The sequence below is a fragment of the Streptomyces sp. NPDC001492 genome (assembly GCF_053597275.1).
Map to the genome: position 1 here is coordinate 37,397 of NZ_JBSFHW010000036.1, position 17,231 is coordinate 54,627.

Genomic DNA, 17,231 nt, shown 5'->3' on the forward strand with positions numbered 1-17,231 from the left:
GTTACCCGTCTACGAGTTCCACGCGCACCGGGTCGCCGTCGCGGACCGTGGCGAGGAGCCCGGGGTCGCCGTCGAGGCGGCCCAGGAGGTTGCAGGGGCTCGCGAGGCGGCATTCTCCCCCGAACTCCGTTCGGGGGGACCCCCAGCCTTGCGAGATCGGGGTGGGGCCGTAGGGGAGTGCGAGGGCGTCTCCGTCGGTCCAGAAGGCGACCGTGCCCGGGGCCACGACCTGCTGGGCCGATGTTTCACGTGGAACCGAGACGCCCGTGTCGAAGTAGACCTCCTCGCCCCACGTGCGGGCGGTGGAGGCGAGCGGCAGTGCCTTGGTGAGGGCCCGGGCGGTCGGGGTGTCGTCGAGGATTGCGGTGAGGTGGCCGGCGGGCCACGAGATCCGTATCTGCACGGCAGGCAATTCAACAAGATGTTGAAGTCCTTGCCAAGGGTGGTGCCGAACGGCCCAAGCGGCACGGCCTTGAGGCCCAAGTGCGACCCCCTTTCGAGCTTCGACAATCGGTGCGTCATAATTGCTTGTGAATGTGAACGCGTTCACAAGCGTCCCGGATGCTCCCATGATGTATGTGACATAAGGGGCAAACTGCCGCTGTACCACGGCGACCGAAGGAGACTGACGACGTGGACCTGGCTTTGGCGCCGGAGACACTGGCGCGATGGCAGTTCGGCATCACCACCGTCTACCACTTCCTCTTCGTCCCTCTGACGATCTCGCTGGCGGCCCTCACGGCCGGCCTGCAGACCGCCTGGGTGCGCACGGAGAAGGAGAAGTACCTCAGAGCGACCAAGTTCTGGGGCAAGCTCTTCCTGATCAACATTGCGATGGGCGTGGTCACCGGCATCGTGCAGGAGTTCCAGTTCGGCATGAACTGGTCGGACTACTCGCGCTTCGTCGGTGACATCTTCGGTGCCCCGCTCGCCTTCGAGGCCCTGATCGCGTTCTTCTTCGAGTCGACCTTCATCGGCCTGTGGATCTTCGGCTGGGACAAGCTGCCCAAGAGGATCCATCTGGCCTGCATCTGGATGGTGTCGATCGGCACGATCCTGTCGGCGTACTTCATCCTCGCGGCCAACTCCTGGATGCAGCACCCCGTCGGCTACCGGATCAACAAGGCGAAGGGGCGTGCCGAGCTCACCGACTTCTGGCACGTGCTGACCCAGAACACCGCGCTGGCCCAGGCCTTCCACACGCTCTCCGCGTCCTTCCTGACCGGCGGCGCGTTCATGGTCGGCATCGCCGCCTTCCACCTGTTCCGCAAGAAGCACATCTCCGTGATGAAGACCTCGCTGCGGCTGGGCCTGGTCACCGTCGTCATCGCCGGCCTGCTCACCGCGATCAGCGGCGACACGCTGGGCAAGGTCATGTTCAAGCAGCAGCCGATGAAGATGGCCGCCGCCGAGGCGCTGTGGGACGGCCAGAACTCCGCGCCGTTCTCGATCTTCGCGTACGGCGACGTCAGCAAGGGTCACAACACCGTCGAGCTGTCGGTCCCCGGTCTGCTGTCGTTCCTCGCCGACGACAACTTCAACTCGTACGTCCCCGGCATCAACGACACCAACAAGGCCGAGCAGCAGAAGTACGGTCCCGGGGACTACCGGCCCATCATCCCCGTCACCTTCTGGGCGTTCCGCTGGATGATCGGCTTCGGCATGGCGTCCTTCGCCATCGGCCTCGTCGGACTCTGGCTGACCCGCAAGAAGTTCATGCTGCCGCAGCATCTGAGGGTCGGCGACGACGAGGTGCCGCATCTGGTCCTGTTCAGGAACAAGGCCCTCAGCCCCAAGCTGGGCAGGCTCTACTGGCTGGTGGCCATCTGGACCCTCGGCTTCCCGCTGATCGCCAACTCCTGGGGCTGGATCTTCACCGAGATGGGCCGTCAGCCGTGGGTCGTCTACGGCGTCCTGCAGACCCGGCACGCGGTCTCCCCCGGCGTCTCCCAGGCCGAGGTCCTCACCTCGATGATCGTCTTCACCGCGCTCTACGCCATCCTCGCCGTGATCGAGGTCAAGCTGCTCGTGAAGTACGTCAAGGCCGGCCCGCCCGAGCTCACCGAGGCCGACCTCAACCCGCCCACGAAGATTGGCGGCGACAGCCCTGACGCCGACAAGCCGATGGCCTTCTCGTACTAGGCCGAGGGAGATCGAGTCATGGAACTTCACGACGTCTGGTTCGTCCTGATCGCCGTCCTGTGGACCGGCTACTTCTTCCTGGAGGGCTTCGACTTCGGGGTCGGCATCCTCACCAAGCTGCTCGCCCGCGACCGGCCCGAGAGGCGGGTGCTGATCAACACGATCGGACCAGTCTGGGACGGGAACGAGGTGTGGCTGCTCACAGCGGGCGGTGCCACCTTCGCCGCTTTCCCCGAGTGGTACGCCACCCTCTTCTCCGGCTTCTACCTGGCGCTGCTGATCATCCTGGTCTGCCTGATCGTGCGAGGTGTCGCCTTCGAGTACCGGGCGAAGCGGCCCGAGGAGAACTGGCAGCGCAACTGGGAGACGGCGATCTTCTGGACCTCGCTGATCCCGGCGTTCCTGTGGGGCGTCGCCTTCGGCAACATCGTGCGGGGCGTGAAGATCGACAAGAACTTCGAGTATGTCGGCAGCTTCTGGGACCTGCTCAATCCGTACGCGCTGCTCGGCGGGCTCGTGACCCTCACGCTGTTCACCTTCCACGGGGCCGTGTTCACCGCGCTCAAGACGGTCGGGGACATCCGGGAGCGGGCACGGAGGCTGGCGACGGTGGTGGGTCTCGTCACCGCCGTGGTGGCGCTGATCTTCCTGCTGTGGACACAGGTCGACAGCGGCGACGGCAAGAGCCTGGTAGCGCTCGTCGTGGCTGTGGCCGCGCTGGCCGCCGCCCTGGTGGCGAATCAGGCCGGGCGTGAGGGCTGGTCGTTCGCGCTCTCCGGGGTCACGATCGTGGCCGCGGTGGCGATGCTCTTCCTGTCGCTCTTCCCGAACGTCATGCCGTCCTCGCTCAATGGGGACTGGAGTCTCACGGTCACCAACGCCTCGTCGAGCCCGTACACCTTGAAGATCATGACCTGGTGTGCGGCGATCGCCACACCGATCGTCCTGCTCTACCAGGGGTGGACCTACTGGGTGTTCCGCAAGCGGATCGGTACGCAGCACATCGCTGACGCTGTGCACTGAGTCCGGGTTGGGGCATGTTTCACGTGAAACATGCCCCTTGAGGAAAAGGGTGTGTTTCACGTGAAACCGATCGACCCGCGACTGCTCCGTTACGCCCGCGCCACCCGCCTCTTCATGGTGGCGGTCGTCGGCCTGGGCGCCGTCGGTGCGGCGCTGGTCATCGCGCAGGCGATGCTCATCGCCGAGGTGGTGGTGGGTGCCTTCCAGCACAGGATGTCGGTTCACGAACTCGGCACTCCCCTGCTGCTGTTGGCGGCCGTCGCCGGTGGCCGAGCACTGGTCTCGTGGCTCACCGAGCTCGCGGCGCACCGGGCGAGCGCGGCGGTGAAGTCGGAGCTGCGGGGCCGGCTGCTGGAGCGCGCGGTCGAACTGGGGCCGGGATGGCTGAGCGGGCAGCGGACCGGCTCGCTCGTTGCCCTCGCCACCCGTGGAGTCGACGCCCTCGACGACTACTTCTCGCGTTATCTGCCGCAGCTGGGGCTCGCGGTGGTCGTGCCGGTGGCGGTGCTGGCCCGGATCGTCACCGAGGACTGGGTCTCGGCGGCGATCATCGTGGGGACCCTGCCGCTCATCCCGGTCTTCATGATCCTGATCGGCTGGGCCACACAGTCCCGGATGGACCGTCAGTGGCGGCTGCTGTCCCGGCTGTCCGGACACTTCCTGGATGTGGTCGCGGGGCTGCCTACGCTGAAGGTGTTCGGGCGGGCCAAGGCGCAGGCCGAGTCGATCAAACGCATCACCGGCGAGTACCGGCTGGCGACCATGCGGACGCTGCGGATCGCCTTCATCTCGTCCTTCGCGCTGGAGCTGCTCTCCACGCTGTCGGTCGCGCTGGTCGCCGTGACGATCGGCATGCGGCTCGTGCACGGCGAGATGGACCTGTACACAGGCCTCGTCATCCTCGTCCTCGCACCCGAGGCCTATCTGCCCCTGCGGCAGGTCGGCACGCAGTACCACGCGGCGGCGGAGGGGCTTGCGGCGGCCGAGGAGATCTTCGCCGTCCTGGAGACGCCGGTGCCGGCATCGGGCACGGCGGCCGTGCCGGCGGGGGGTATTGCCTTCGAGGGGGTGACGGTCCGGTATCCCGGGAGGTTGGAGGATGCCGTGTCGGAGGTGTCCTTCGCCGTCGAGCCCGGCGAGACCGTCGCGCTGGTCGGGCCGAGCGGCGCGGGCAAGTCGACGCTGCTGAACGCCTTGCTGGGGTTCGTGCGGCCGGCCGAGGGGCGGGTGCGCGTCGGGGGAGCCGATCTCGCCGAGGTCGATCTCGGGCAGTGGCGGTCGAGGATCGCCTGGGTGCCGCAGCGGCCGCATCTGTTCGCCGGGACGATCGCCGAGAACGTGCGGCTTGCCCGGCCCGACGCCGACGACACCGCCGTACGCAGAGCGTTGAGCGATGCCGGGGCGCTGGAGTTCGTGGACGCGCTGCCGGGGGGTGCCGGGACCGTGCTGGGGGAGGACGGGGCCGGCTTGTCCGCCGGGCAGCGGCAGCGGCTCGCGCTCGCCCGCGCGTTCCTCGCGGACCGGCCCGTACTGCTGCTCGACGAGCCGACGGCGGCCCTGGACGGCGCCACCGAGGCCGAGGTCGTGGAGGCGGTACGGCGGCTGGCGGTGGGGCGGACGGTGCTGCTGGTGGTGCACCGGCCGGCGCTGCTGAGGGTCGCGGACCGGGTGGTACGGCTGGGGACGGCGGACGCGGCGGCGTCGCCGGAGCGACCTGTGGCCCCCGCCGCCTCCGTGAGGTCCGCAGCTGTGACGGGCGGGGTTCGCCCCGTCGAGTCCGCCGCTGCGGAGGAGACCGGGACAAGAGGACTCACGACAGGCACGCGCGCTGTCCTCGCCCGCGTCCGTGCCATGTCCGGCCCCCGGCGCAGCCGTCTCGCCCTCGCCCTGCTGCTCGGGAGCCTTGCGCTCGGCAGTGCCGTCGGGCTCATGGCCACCTCCGGCTGGCTCATCTCGCGGGCCTCGCAGCAGCCTCCCGTGCTGTATCTGATGGTGGCGGTGACCGCGACACGGGCCTTCGGCATCGGGCGGGCCGTCTTCCGTTACGCCGAGCGGCTCGTGTCGCACGACGCGGTGCTGCGGATGCTCGCCGACACGAGGGTCGCCGTCTACCGGCGGCTGGAGCGACTGGCGCCCGCCGGGCTGCGCCGCACCCGCCGGGGCGACCTGCTCTCGCGGCTCGTCACGGACGTGGACGCCTTGCAGGACTACTGGCTGCGCTGGCTGCTGCCCGCCGGATCCGCGGCGCTCGTGTCCGCCGCGTCCGTCGGCTTCACGGCCTGGCTGCTGCCCGAGGCCGGCCTCGCGCTCGCTGTCGGGCTGGTGGCGGCCGGAGCCGGTGTCCCCCTGGTCAGCGGTGCCGTGGCGCGCCGCGCCGAACGCAGGCTGGCACCCGCCCGAGGGGTGCTCGCGACGCGCGTGACCGATCTGCTCACCGGCACCCCGGAGCTGACCGTCGCCGGCGCCCTGCCGGCTCGTACCGCCGAGGCACGGCAGGCGGACGGTGTGCTCACCCGGATCGCCTCGCGGGCCGCCACCGCCACCGCGCTCGGCGACGGACTCACCGCGCTGCTGTCCGGTCTGACGGTCACCGCCACCGCCCTCGTGGGCGCCCAGGCGGTCGCCGACGGGCGCCTGGGCGGCGTCGCGATGGCCGTCGTCGTCCTCACCCCGCTGGCCGCCTTCGAGGCGGTCCTCGGGCTGCCGCTCGCCGTGCAGTACCGGCAGCGGGTCCGCAGAAGCGCGGAGCGCGTCTTCGAGGTCCTGGACGCGCCCGAGCCGGTACGGGAACCGGAGCGGCCCCGGCAGGCCCCCAGCTCCCCCTTCCCGGTCGTCCTGAAGGGCCTGACGGCCCGGTACGAAGCGCAGGACCGGGATGCGCTCGACGGTCTCGATCTCACCCTCCGCCGGGGACGCCGGATCGCCGTGGTCGGGCCGTCCGGCTCCGGCAAGACGACGCTGGCGCAGGTGCTCCTGCGCTTCCTCGACCCGGACGCGGGCGCGTACACGCTGGCCGGTGTGGACGCCCACGTGCTCGACGGCGACGACGTACGACGGCTCGTCGGGCTGTGTGCCCAGGACGCGCACCTCTTCGACAGCTCGGTGCGCGAGAACCTGCTGCTGGCGAAGAAGGACGCCACCGAGGGCGACCTGCGCGATGCGCTCGCCCGGGCCCGGCTGCTGGACTGGGCCGACAGCCTGCCCGACGGCCTTGACACACTCGTCGGCGAACACGGGGCCCGGCTGTCGGGCGGACAACGGCAGCGCCTCGCGCTGGCCCGCGCGCTCCTCGCCGACTTCCCGGTTCTCGTGCTCGACGAACCCGCCGAACACCTCGACCTGCCGACGGCCGACGCCCTCACCGCCGACCTGCTGGCCGCCACCGAGGGCCGTACGACGCTGCTCATCACGCACCGGCTGGCCGGCCTGGAGGCGGTCGACGAGGTCGTCGTACTGGACGAGGGGCGGGTGGTGCAGCGTGGTACGTACGCCGAACTGGCCGCCGTGCCGGGGCCGTTGCGGGCGATGGTGCAGCGGGAGGCGGAGACGGAGCTGCCGGCCGGAGCGACGTCGTAGCACGTGCGCAGCCCTCATGGTGCGACAGGTGCCGTACCGACGCGTCAGGGTCCGTCCGTACTGGGCCATCCGGGGTGCTGCTTCCCCCAGGCGTAGGACTTGGACATGACCCGCCCCGGCCGGTCGGGTCACGATCGCTGACATGCGCTCATTCCGCTGTCGTCCGTTGCTCGTTCCGGCTCTGCTGTGTGCGCTCGTCATGCTTGCGGTCCGGCCCACGGAGGCGATGGGCGTGGGCGACGGGGACGAGATCGGCAGTGGCATCAGCGGCCGGGTCGAGCAGCTCTACGAGGATGCGGCACTGGCGACGCAGCAGTACGAGGCGGGTCGGCAGGAGGCCGACGTACGGCGGGCGCAGGCCGAGCAGGCCCAGGCGCTGCTGGACGGCGAACGGCGGGAGATCGCCCGCCTGCACGAAGACCTGGGCCGGATGGCGCGCGCCCAGTACCGCACCGGCGGCGGTCTGCCCGCGGCCGCGCAGCTGATCCTCGCGGACAGCCCCGACGCGCTGATGCGCGGGCAGCACGTCCTGGCGCAGGCGCATCTGGCCCTGGCCGGCTCCGTCGCCAGGAGCCGCCGGGCCGAGGCACGCTTCGCCGCCGACGAGGCGAAGGCCAAGGCGGCCTGGCAGGCGCTGGAGAAACGGAACACCGAGCTCGCCGCCGTGAAGGACACCATCGGGCGGAAACTCGAGGAGGCGCGCGAACAGTTGCAGGGGCAGGCGGCGGCTTCCGTGGCGGCCGGCAGCTGCCGCGGCTCCGTCCGGCTCCAGCAGCCGGCCACACACTTCACCCGGCCGTGGGTCGCGCCCGTGGAGACGTACCAACTGTCCGCCGGTTTCGGCAGCGGCGGCGACCGGTGGGCGAACCGGCACACCGGGCAGGACTTCGCGGTACCGATCGGCACGCCGGTGCGGGCGGTCGGCGCGGGACGCGTGGTGAGCGTGTCGTGCGGGGGCGCCTTCGGCATCGAGATCGTGATCCAGCATCCGGGCGGCTATTACACGCAGTACGCCCATCTCGCCGCCGTCGCCGTCGACCAGGGCGAGCGGGTGGACACCGGGCAGTGGATCGGGCAGTCGGGCACCACCGGCAACTCCACCGGCCCGCATCTGCACTTCGAGGTGCGCGTCACTCCTCAGATGGGCTCCGCGGTGGACCCGGTGCCATGGCTGGCGGCACGAGGCGTGCCCCTCGCATGACCGGGACGACCAGGGTTTGCCGGATCACGACGCGCGGCTATCCGCGCTCTGCCAGCATCCGCTCGATGACGAGGGCCACTCCGTCGTCGTTGTTGGCGACCGTGCGGCCCGAGGCCGCGGCGATGACGTCCGGATGCGCGTTGCCCATCGCGTAGGACCGGCCTGCCCAGGTGAGCATCTCGACGTCGTTCGGCATGTCCCCGAAGGCGACGACCTCCTCGTGCGAGATGCCGCGCTCCGCGCAGCACAGGGCGAGCGTGCTCGCCTTGGAGACGCCGGGGCCGCTGATCTCCAGCAGGGCGCTGGGACTCGAGCGGGTGACGTTGGCACGGTCGCCGATGGCCAGACGGGCGGTGGTGAGGAAACCGTCCGGGTCCAGGGTCGGGTGGTAGGCGAGGATCTTCAGCACCGGCTCGGCGGCGCCGGGCCCGTCAGCCGCCAGCAGGTCCTCGGCCGGCATGAGGTTGTCCGGGATCTCCATGTGCAGCTTCGGGTAGTCCGGCTCCTGGTGGAAGCCGTACGTCTGCTCCACCGCGTACACCGTGCCCGGTGCCGCGTCGCGCAGCAGCCGTACGGCGTCCAGCGCGTTGTCCCGGGCGAGCTCCCGCACCTTCACGAACCGGTGGGCGCCCGGGCCGCCGTGCAGGTCGACCACGGCCGCGCCGTTGCCGCAGATCGCCAGGCCGTGGCCGTGGACATGGTCGCTGACGACGTCCATCCAGCGGGCCGGGCGGCCGGTGACGAAGAAGACCTCGATGCCCGCGTCCTCGGCGGCGGCGAGGGCGGCGACCGTGCGCGGGGAGACCGACTTGTCGTCCCGCAGGAGGGTGCCGTCGAGATCGGTGGCTATGAGCCGCGGCGCGGCGGCGGCGGCCGGGGTCTCGGGCTGTCGAGTCGCTGAGGTCACCCGCCCATTCTCCCGCATATGCCTGCACGGCCGTGCGGGAGTCCGCACAGGTGAGTGGTGACCGTCCTGATCAGCACTGTCACAGCCGTCCGGGTCAGCCGAGTTGCGCCGCGGCCTCCATGGCTATCTGCTCGAACACCTTCTCGTCGGCGGCGAAGTCGGAGTCCGGGACGGGCCAGTGGAGCACGATCTCGGTGAAGCCCAGTTCCCGGTGCCGGCCCGCGAAGTCCACGAACGCGTCGAGCGACTCCAACGGTCGGCCGCGGTCCGGGGTGAAGCCGGTGAGCAGGATCCTGTCGAGCCCGGTCACGTCCCGGCCGATCTCGGCGCACGCGTCGGCCAGCTTCTCGGCCTGGCCGCGAATGGCTTGAATCGACTGTTCGGAAGTGCCGTTCTCGTACAGCTTGGGGTCGCCCGTGGTCACCCACGCCTGTCCGTACCGCGCGGCGAGCCGCAGCCCGCGCGGGCCCGTCGCCGCCACCGCGAAAGGCAGCCGGGGGCGCTGGACACAGCCCGGTATGTTGCGCGCCTCGTGCGCCGAGTAGAAGTCGCCCTCGTACGACAGCCCCTCCTTGCCGTCCTCGGTCAGCAGCCGGTCCAGGAGCTGGACGAACTCGGCGAAGCGGTCCGCGCGCTCCCGCGGGGTCCAGGGATCACGCCCCAGCACCGTGGCGTCGAAGCCGTTGCCACCCGCGCCGACGCCGAGGGTGAACCGGCCCGCGGAGATGTCGTCGAGGGAGATCAGCTCCTTCGCGTACGGCACCGGGTGGCGGAAGTTCGGCGAGGTCACCAGGGTGCCCAGCCGCATCCGCTCGGTGACGGCCGCGGCCGCGGTCAGGGTCGGTACGGCACCGAACCACGGGCCGTCCCGGAAGCTGCGCCAGGACAGGTGGTCGTAGGTGTATGCGGTGTGGAAGCCGAGCTGCTCCGCGCGCTGCCATGTCGAACGGCCGCCCTCGTGCCAGCGGCGGTACGGGAGGATCACAGTGCTCAGACGCAGACTCATGTTCCCGAGACTAAGCCGCCCCGGTGACAAGGGACGAAACGGTCACCGTGCGCGGTCGCACGGACACATGACGCGGCGGGCGGCGGCTGTGCGTCAGTGCGGCTGAGGGAAGCGCAGGTACTGAGGCGGCACGGCCTGGGTGAGCCACACCCCGTTCTCGCTGATGTGGAAGACGTGCCCGTCGCGGTGCATGGCGGCCGCGTCCACGGACAGCACGACGGGCCGGCCGCGGCGGGCGCCGACCCGGGTGGCGGTCTCGCGGTCCGGTGAGAGGTGCACGTCGTGCCGGTTCATGGGGCGCAGTCCCTCGGCGCGAATCGCGTCCAGGTTGCGGGCCACGGTGCCGTGGTAGAGGTACGGCGGCGGGGTGGCCGGGGCGAGTCCGAGGTCGATCTCGACGCTGTGGCCCTGGCTGGCGCGGATCCGGGTGCCCTCGACGGCGAAGCGTTTCTTGTCGTTGACGGCGACGACGTGGTCCAGCTCCTCGCGGGTGAAGCGGAAGCCGTGCGCGCCGGCCGCGGCGATCAGGACGTCGATCTCGACCCACCCGGCCTCGTCGAGTGTCAGGCCGATCCGCTCGGGCTGGTGGCGCAGGTGTTTCGAGAGGTACTTCGACACCTTTACGGTGCGTCTTTCATCCATGTGTCTTTCGTCCATCCGCTCAGCATGACGGGAGAGACATGGATCACGCAGATTATTTTGGCGGGTAGGTTTGATCCACAACCAACTCATGTTATCCACAGGCCAGTTGGCTATTCTGTGGACAACTCCGCTACATGTCAGTCCCGTTCGTCAAGATCGACTGGGGGCAGCTCCCTTGACGTGAGCGCGTCCAACGCCCTTGCCCTCACCTCCCGTTCAGCCGCCAGGCGAATGAACTCCGCGGCCCGCTTCGCCCCAACCAGCCCTTCCACCGCCCGTATTGTCTCCGCGGGCAACGAGACCGAGCGTGACGTCGGGCGGTCCGGCGCGGGGTCGTCGGCGCCGAGCTGCTGCCGCAGCTGCCGTACCGCCAACAACCGCATGGCCCGCGCGAGTTCCGCGTCCACGGTCTGCTGCGCGAGGGGCCGCAGTCGCCGTACCAGCGAGGCGGCCTCCGCTGCGTCCGCGTCCGTCGGGCGGTGCGGTCCGTCGAGGTATCGGGCGAAGACGTGCTCGGTGGTGAACTCCAGGAAACGGGCGGCGATGTGCTCGACCTGGCCCCTCAACTCCCGCAGATGGCCCGAGATCGCGGCCAGCGGGACACCGGCGGCGTGCAACTCCACGGCCACGGCGAGCTCTTGGGGACTCGGCACGAGGAAGGAGTCCTCGTCGCCGGGAACCGGCTCCAGGACGCCCAGCTCCACGGCGTCGGCGACCGCCGCGGCGTCGGGGTCGCCGCCGAAGCGCTCGTCCAGTTCGGCGCGCGAGATCCGCACCGCCTCCTCGTCGGTCCACGGGCCGTCGACCTCGGCCACCAGCCCGAGCACCCCGCCCAGGCCGCGGCCCGCGTCCCAGGCCTCCAGGAGCTCCTTGATGGAGGCCAGGGTGTAGCCGCGGTCCAGGAGGTCGGCGATCTGGCGCAGGCGGGTGAGATGCGCGTCCGAGTAGAGGTTGGCGCGGCCGCGGCGCTCGGGACGGGGGAGGAGGCCGCGGTCCTGATAGGCGCGGATGGTGCGGACGGTGGCGCCGCTGCGGTGCGCCAAGTCCTCTATCCGGTACGGCGTCTGCATGCCGAGTGCCTCCGTCCGTCGGCGTTCGTGGGCAGCTGCCCCCTCACAGCGGTGGTTCCATGCGGGCGATCGCCCGCAAGGCGCGTGGGGTGAACCGGGACATGAGGTGGGCGCCCCGGGCCTCCGGAGTGACCGGCACGACCGCCTCGTTGCGCACGACCGCCCGCAGGATCGCCTCGGCGACCTTCTCCGGCGGGTAGTTGCGCAGGCCGTACAGCCGTGCCGCCTTCTTCTGGCGCCGCTTCTCCTCCTCGGCGTCCACGCCGGCGAAGCGTGCCGTCGAGGTGATGCTGGTGTTGACGAAGCCGGGGCAGATCGCGCTCACGCCGATCCCCTGGCCCGCCAGTTCCGCGCGCAGGCACTCGCTGAGCATCAGCACGGCCGCCTTGGAGGTGCTGTAGGCGGGCAGCGACCTGGACGGCTGGTACGCGGCCGCCGAAGCGGTGTTGACGATGTGGCCGCCCTGTCCGCGCTCGGCCATCTGCTTGCCGAAGAGCCGGCAGCCGTGGATCACGCCCCACAGGTTGACGTCGAGGACCTTCTTCCAGTCCTCCGGGCTGGTGTCGAAGAAGGAGCCGGACAGGCCGATCCCGGCGTTGTTCACCAGGACGTCCACCACTCCGTACTCGGTGGCGACCTTCTCGGCGAGCTTCTCCATGGCTTGTTCGTCACAGACGTCGACCGTCTCCGCCCAGGCCTCGGGGGCGCCGACCAGGCGGGACAGCTCTGCGGTGCGGGCGGCGGCCTCGGCGTCCCGGTCGACGGCCACCACGCGTGCTCCGGCCTCCGCGAAGGCGAACGCCGTGGCCCGCCCGATGCCGCTGCCCGCTCCGGTGACCAGGACGAGTTGCCCGCCGAAGCGCTCGGCGTGTCTGCCGCTCGCCGCCACTTTGTTCTTTCCTCCTTCGGTGGCGGTCACGAACTCGGTGATCCAGGCGGCCAGTTGGTCGGGCCGGGTGCGCGGTATCCAGTGCTTGGCGGGGAGTGTGCGACGGGTCAACTCCGGGGCCCACCGCTCCAGTTCGTCGTAGAGCTTCTCCGACAGGAACGCGTCCCCCAGGGGCGTGATGAGCTGCACGGGCGCGTGCGCGTAGGCGTCCGGGCGGGGCCTGCGCAGTCTGGCCCGGACGTTGTCCCGGTACAGCCAGGCGCCGTGCGCCGCGTCGGTGGGGAGTGAGGGGGTCGGGTAGTCGCCGCCGGGTACCTTCTCGAAGCGCTCCAGGATGCGCGGCCAGCGCTTGCCGAGAGGGCCGCGCCAGGCGAGCTCGGGCAGCACGGGGGTGTGCAGCAGGTACACGTACCAGGACTTGGCGCCCTGCCCGAGGAGCTGGCCGGCACGGCGTGGGGTGGGCCGCTTGAGGCGCTTGTTGATCCAGTGCCCGAAGTGGTCGAGGGACGGGCCGGACATCGAGGTGAAGGACGCGATGCGCCCTTCGGTGCGCTTGACGGTGACGAACTCCCAGGACTGCACCGAGCCCCAGTCGTGGCCCACCACGTGCACCGGCCGGTCGGGGCTGACGGTGTCGATCACTGCCAGGAAGTCGTCCGTGAGCTTCTCCAGGGCGAACCCGCCGCGCAGCGGCTGCGGTGCCGTCGACCGGCCGTGTCCCCGGACGTCGTAGAGGACGACATGGAAGCGCCTGGCCAGCTGCGATGCGACCTCGGACCACACTTCCTTGCTGTCGGGGTATCCGTGCACGAGGACCACCGTCGGCTGCCCGGAGTCCCCGAGCTCGGCCACGCACAGCTCCACGCCGCCGGTCCGTACCCGGCGCTCCCGTGCGCCCTTGAGCACCGGCTGGGAAAAGCCCGTCACTTGTCCTCCGCCCAGCGCCGCACGTGCGGCAGATCGTCGTCCAGCCAGAAGGCGCTCTGCTCGGGGTCCCTGGAGTCGGTGACGACCAGGATCTCCTCGAACTTCGCGCCCGTACCCCGGAAGCCGAGATGGGGTTCGACCGCCCACAGGCCCGGCTGGGGCGGGTGGTCGGAGAAGCGGTACGGCGACCACAGCGGGGACCAGCCGTCGCGGTGGCCGTGCAGCGCGTCGGAGGCGAGCCCCTTCAGGGACTGGGTGCCGAACCCGAACAGGTGCGGTGACCAGCGGCGCTGCTTCACGCGGTCGACCTTGTGCGCGATCACCCCGAAGGGATAGGCGCGGTGCCGGTTGGCATAGCCCTGGCGGACCATGAGCCGGTCCACGTCCTCGTAGATCGTCCGCAGTGGGCGCCGCTCGCGCACCTCGCGCAGGATCAGCTCGCGGTGCGCCTGAAGGTCGGCCATCAGCTTGTCCTGCACGGGGTTGATCCCGAGGGAGCCCGAGTAGCCGATGTCGGCCGTGAAGCCGTCGTACACGGGGGCCATGTCCAGGATGAACGGCATCCCGGGCTCGAGCCGGCGGTCGGTGGGGAAGAACTGGAGCGGGATGCGGAAGTTCACGAACGCCGTGCGGTCCCCGAACCAGGCGAAGGGCAGATGGAACCAGTCCCGGACGCCCCGCTCACGCAGCCAGGCGCGCTGCATGCGGGCCGCCTCGCGCTCCGTGACTCCCGGCTGGAGCTGTGCGGCGACCGCCTCCGCGCACTCGTAGGCGAGGCGTTGCACCCGCCTGAACCCCCGCAGCTGCGCGGAGAGTTCCTCTGTCACTGCCGTCGTCATGCCACCGCCCACCTCGTCCACGCCGACTGCGGTACGTGCCCGTAACTTGACACTGGCGAATGTGACAGTTGTTAGAGGCTGCGTCAATAGGCGGGGGTCGGGCCTGTGGATAACTCTGCGTAGCTCTCAGGTAGGGGAATCCCCTACGGACCCGTACGCCTGGAGTCTGATGCCAGGACAGCTCTGCGGTCTGACGACCGGCGTGGTCCGCGTCACTATCGTCGAAGCCGTGACTGTGATCGCGACCGAAAGCCTGAGCAAGCGGTTCCCCCGGGTGACCGCGCTTGACCGGCTCTCCGTCGACGTCGGGCCCGGTGTGACCGGACTCGTCGGAGCGAACGGAGCCGGCAAGTCCACACTGATCAAGATCCTCCTGGGTCTGTCCCCCGCCTCCGAGGGCCGCGCCGAAGTGCTCGGGCTCGACGTCGCGACCAAGGGCGGCGACATCCGTGAGCGGGTCGGCTACATGCCGGAGCACGACTGCCTGCCGCCGGACGTCTCGGCCACCGAGTTCGTCGTCCACATGGCGCGCATGTCCGGCCTGCCGCCCACGGCCGCGCGCGAGCGCACCGCGGACACGCTGCGCCATGTCGGTCTGTACGAGGAGCGCTACCGCCCCATCGGCGGCTACTCGACCGGTATGAAGCAGCGCGTCAAGCTGGCGCAGGCGCTGGTCCACGACCCGCAGCTGGTCTTCCTGGACGAGCCGACCAACGGCCTCGACCCGGTGGGCCGCGACGAGATGCTCGGGCTGATCCGCCGCATCCACACCGACTTCGGCATCTCGGTCCTGGTCACCTCGCACCTGCTGGGCGAGCTCGAACGCACCTGTGACCACGTGGTCGTCATCGACGGCGGCAAGCTGCTGCGCTCCAGCTCCACCACGGACTTCACGCAGACCACGACCACCCTCGCGATCGAGGTCACCGACAGCGACGAGCATCCGGACGGCACGCGCGCGGTGCGCGAGACGCTGCACGCGCGCGGGGTGGACGTCGTCGACGGCAGCGACGGTCTGCCCGGTGCCGGGCACATCCTGCTGCTCACGGCGCAGGGCGAGGAGACGTACGACCTCGTGCGCGACGTCGTCGCGGATCTCGGCCTCGGTCTGGTGCGCATGGAGCAGCGCAGGCACCACATCTCGGAGGTCTTCAAGAGCGAGGAAGAGCAGCGGAAGGAGGCGGTCGGCCATGGCAGTTGAGCACCCTTCGGCGGCTGCGCCGGGTGAGCAGTCCCGCATCCACAACATCGGCTACCGCAGCTACGACGGCCCCCGTCTCGGCCGCTCCTACGCCACCCGCTCCCTGTACTCGCAGTCCCTGCGCGGCGCCTACGGCCTCGGCCGTTCGATCAAGTCCAAGGTGCTGCCGATGCTGCTGTTCGCGGTGATGTGTGTGCCGGCGGCCATCATGGTCGCCGTCGCCGTCGCCACCAAGGCGCACGAACTGCCGGTCCAGTACACGCGCTACGCGATCATCATGCAGTCCGTCATCTGCCTGTACGTCGCCTCGCAGGCACCCCAGTCCGTCTCGCGGGACCTGCGCTTCAAGACCGTGCCGCTGTACTTCTCGCGGCCCATCGAGACCGCCGACTACGTACGTGCGAAGTACGCGGCGCTGGCCTCGGCGATGCTCATCCTGACCACGGCCCCGCTGATCGTGCTCTATGTGGGCGCGCTGCTGGCCAAGCTGGACTTCGCCGACCAGACGAAGGGATTCGCCGAGGGACTCGTATCCGTGGCACTGCTCTCGCTGCTCTTCGCGGGCATCGGCCTGGTCATCGCGTCGGTCACCCCGCGCCGCGGCTTCGGCATCGCGGCCGTGATCGCCGTCCTGATCGTCTCCTACGGCGCCGTCTCGACGCTCCAGGCGATCGCCGACGCACAGGACAGCACCAGCGCCATCCCCTGGATCGGTCTCTTCTCGCCGGTCACGCTCATCGACGGCGTGCAGTCCGCCTTCCTCGGCGCGACCCCGGCACTTCCAGGAGGCCATGGCCCCTCGACCGGTCAGGGCGTGGTGTACGTCCTGCTCACCCTGGGCCTGATCGCCGCCAGCTACGGCCTCCTGATCCGCCGCTACAAGAAGGTGGGACTGTGACCACGCTCCAGATCGACCACGTCTCCCGCTGGTTCGGCAACGTGGTCGCCGTCAACGACATCACCATGACGATCGGCCCCGGCGTCACCGGCCTGCTCGGCCCGAACGGCGCCGGAAAGTCCACCCTCATCAACATGATGGCCGGCTTCCTGGCACCCTCCACCGGCACCGTCACCCTCGACGGCGAGCAGGTGTGGCGCAACGAGTCGATCTATAAGCACATCGGCATCGTCCCCGAGCGCGAGGCGATGTACGACTTCCTCACCGGACGCGAATTCGTCGTCGCCAACGCCGAGTTGCACGGCCTGGGCGCCAAGGCGGCCCAGAAGGCGCTGGCCACGGTCGAGATGGAGTACGCGCAGGACCGGAAGATCTCCACGTACTCCAAGGGCATGCGCCAGCGCGTGAAGATGGCGAGCGCCCTGGTCCACGACCCCTCGCTCCTTCTCCTGGACGAGCCCTTCAACGGCATGGACCCGCGCCAGCGCATGCAGCTCATGGATCTGCTGCGGCGCATGGGAGACGAGGGCCGCACGGTGCTGTTCTCGTCGCACATCCTCGAAGAGGTCGAGCAACTCGCCTGGCACATCGAGGTCGTCGTCGCCGGGCGCCATGCGGCCAGCGGTGACTTCCGCAAGATCCGCCGCCTGATGACCGACCGCCCGCACCGCTACCTGGTGCGTTCCAGCGACGACCGCGCCCTTGCGGCCGCACTGATCGCCGATCCGTCGACATCGGGCATCGAAGTCGACCTCGCCGAGGGCGCGTTGCGCATCCAGGCCGTCGACTTCGGCCGCTTCACGGTCCTGTTGCCGAAGGTCGCCCGCGACCACGGCATCAGGCTGCTGACGGTCTCGCCGTCCGACGAGTCCCTCGAGTCCGTGTTCTCGTACCTGGTCGCGGCGTAGGA

14 protein-coding genes are annotated in these 17,231 nt (G+C 70.1%); 7 read left to right on the forward strand and 7 right to left on the reverse strand.

Annotated features, from left to right (window positions below; all coding sequences use genetic code 11):
- Position 1: 1 nt before the first annotated feature.
- On the reverse strand, positions 2-403 hold the full coding sequence (locus ACWC1K_RS35645; protein WP_450837064.1) for a cyclophilin-like fold protein: 402 nt from the start codon (positions 401-403) through the stop codon (positions 2-4).
- A gap of 230 nt (positions 404-633) precedes the next feature.
- Here ACWC1K_RS35645 and ACWC1K_RS35650 point away from each other — a divergent pair, with 230 nt between their 5' ends.
- From ACWC1K_RS35650 to ACWC1K_RS35665, 4 genes are all read left to right on the forward strand, one after another.
- Positions 634-2,142, forward strand: a complete 1,509-nt coding sequence (locus ACWC1K_RS35650) for a cytochrome ubiquinol oxidase subunit I (RefSeq protein ID WP_450837065.1) — start codon at positions 634-636, stop codon at positions 2,140-2,142.
- A gap of 18 nt (positions 2,143-2,160) precedes the next feature.
- Positions 2,161-3,165, forward strand: a complete 1,005-nt coding sequence (cydB, locus tag ACWC1K_RS35655) for a cytochrome d ubiquinol oxidase subunit II (RefSeq protein ID WP_450837066.1) — start codon at positions 2,161-2,163, stop codon at positions 3,163-3,165.
- A 60-nt stretch (positions 3,166-3,225) separates the two neighbouring features.
- Entirely contained in the window at positions 3,226-6,741 is a 3,516-nt protein-coding gene (gene cydD, locus ACWC1K_RS35660; RefSeq protein WP_450837067.1) for a thiol reductant ABC exporter subunit CydD, read from the forward strand.
- A 142-nt stretch (positions 6,742-6,883) separates the two neighbouring features.
- Entirely contained in the window at positions 6,884-7,942 is a 1,059-nt protein-coding gene (locus ACWC1K_RS35665) for a peptidoglycan DD-metalloendopeptidase family protein (RefSeq protein ID WP_450837068.1), read from the forward strand.
- Between the two features lie 37 nt (positions 7,943-7,979).
- Here ACWC1K_RS35665 and ACWC1K_RS35670 read toward each other — a convergent pair whose 3' ends face one another.
- The 6 genes from ACWC1K_RS35670 to ACWC1K_RS35695 form a co-directional block, all read right to left on the reverse strand.
- Positions 7,980-8,867 (reverse strand): HAD family hydrolase, encoded by an 888-nt coding sequence (locus ACWC1K_RS35670; protein ID WP_450837069.1) that lies wholly within the window; start codon positions 8,865-8,867, stop codon positions 7,980-7,982.
- Positions 8,868-8,943: 76 nt separating this feature from the next.
- Complete coding sequence (locus ACWC1K_RS35675) at positions 8,944-9,855, reverse strand: LLM class flavin-dependent oxidoreductase (RefSeq protein WP_450837070.1); 912 nt, start codon at positions 9,853-9,855, stop codon at positions 8,944-8,946.
- A 93-nt stretch (positions 9,856-9,948) separates the two neighbouring features.
- Positions 9,949-10,497: an RNA 2'-phosphotransferase gene (locus tag ACWC1K_RS35680; RefSeq protein WP_450837071.1), complete on the reverse strand. Its 549-nt coding sequence runs from the start codon at positions 10,495-10,497 to the stop codon at positions 9,949-9,951.
- Between the two features lie 137 nt (positions 10,498-10,634).
- The gene (locus tag ACWC1K_RS35685) at positions 10,635-11,567 is read right to left on the reverse strand and encodes a MerR family transcriptional regulator (RefSeq protein WP_450837072.1); all 933 of its coding nucleotides are present in this window, start codon (positions 11,565-11,567) and stop codon (positions 10,635-10,637) included.
- Between the two features lie 43 nt (positions 11,568-11,610).
- The gene (locus ACWC1K_RS35690) at positions 11,611-13,383 is read right to left on the reverse strand and encodes an SDR family oxidoreductase (RefSeq protein ID WP_450837073.1); all 1,773 of its coding nucleotides are present in this window, start codon (positions 13,381-13,383) and stop codon (positions 11,611-11,613) included.
- Complete coding sequence (locus ACWC1K_RS35695; RefSeq protein ID WP_450837074.1) at positions 13,380-14,222, reverse strand: M24 family metallopeptidase; 843 nt, start codon at positions 14,220-14,222, stop codon at positions 13,380-13,382. The genes ACWC1K_RS35690 and ACWC1K_RS35695 overlap by 4 nt, the downstream gene beginning before the upstream one ends.
- Before the next feature lie 235 nt (positions 14,223-14,457).
- Here ACWC1K_RS35695 and ACWC1K_RS35700 point away from each other — a divergent pair, with 235 nt between their 5' ends.
- The 3 genes from ACWC1K_RS35700 to ACWC1K_RS35710 are packed head-to-tail and all read left to right on the forward strand — an operon-like array spanning position 14,458 to position 17,229.
- A complete protein-coding gene (locus ACWC1K_RS35700) occupies positions 14,458-15,423 on the forward strand; it encodes an ABC transporter ATP-binding protein (RefSeq protein WP_351473545.1) in 966 nt (321 codons plus the stop codon).
- The gene (locus ACWC1K_RS35705) at positions 15,413-16,321 is read left to right on the forward strand and encodes an ABC transporter permease subunit (RefSeq protein ID WP_450837075.1); all 909 of its coding nucleotides are present in this window, start codon (positions 15,413-15,415) and stop codon (positions 16,319-16,321) included. The genes ACWC1K_RS35700 and ACWC1K_RS35705 overlap by 11 nt, the downstream gene beginning before the upstream one ends.
- Entirely contained in the window at positions 16,318-17,229 is a 912-nt protein-coding gene (locus ACWC1K_RS35710; protein WP_450837076.1) for an ABC transporter ATP-binding protein, read from the forward strand. Before ACWC1K_RS35705 ends, ACWC1K_RS35710 begins: the two co-directional genes overlap by 4 nt.
- Positions 17,230-17,231: the final 2 nt, after the last annotated feature.

Bases quoted from the DNA above. Each gene is read 5' to 3' on its own strand.
- ACWC1K_RS35695 (WP_450837074.1), bottom strand. From the start codon at position 14,222: ATGACGACGGCAGTGACAGAGGAACTCTCCGCGCAGCTGCGGGGGTTC.
- ACWC1K_RS35665 (WP_450837068.1), top strand. From the start codon at position 6,884: ATGCGCTCATTCCGCTGTCGTCCGTTGCTCGTTCCGGCTCTGCTGTGT.
- cydB (WP_450837066.1), top strand. From the start codon at position 2,161: ATGGAACTTCACGACGTCTGGTTCGTCCTGATCGCCGTCCTGTGGACC.
- ACWC1K_RS35680 (WP_450837071.1), bottom strand. From the start codon at position 10,497: ATGGATGAAAGACGCACCGTAAAGGTGTCGAAGTACCTCTCGAAACAC.
- ACWC1K_RS35705 (WP_450837075.1), top strand. From the start codon at position 15,413: ATGGCAGTTGAGCACCCTTCGGCGGCTGCGCCGGGTGAGCAGTCCCGC.
- ACWC1K_RS35670 (WP_450837069.1), bottom strand. From the start codon at position 8,867: ATGCGGGAGAATGGGCGGGTGACCTCAGCGACTCGACAGCCCGAGACC.
- ACWC1K_RS35675 (WP_450837070.1), bottom strand. From the start codon at position 9,855: ATGAGTCTGCGTCTGAGCACTGTGATCCTCCCGTACCGCCGCTGGCAC.
- ACWC1K_RS35685 (WP_450837072.1), bottom strand. From the start codon at position 11,567: ATGCAGACGCCGTACCGGATAGAGGACTTGGCGCACCGCAGCGGCGCC.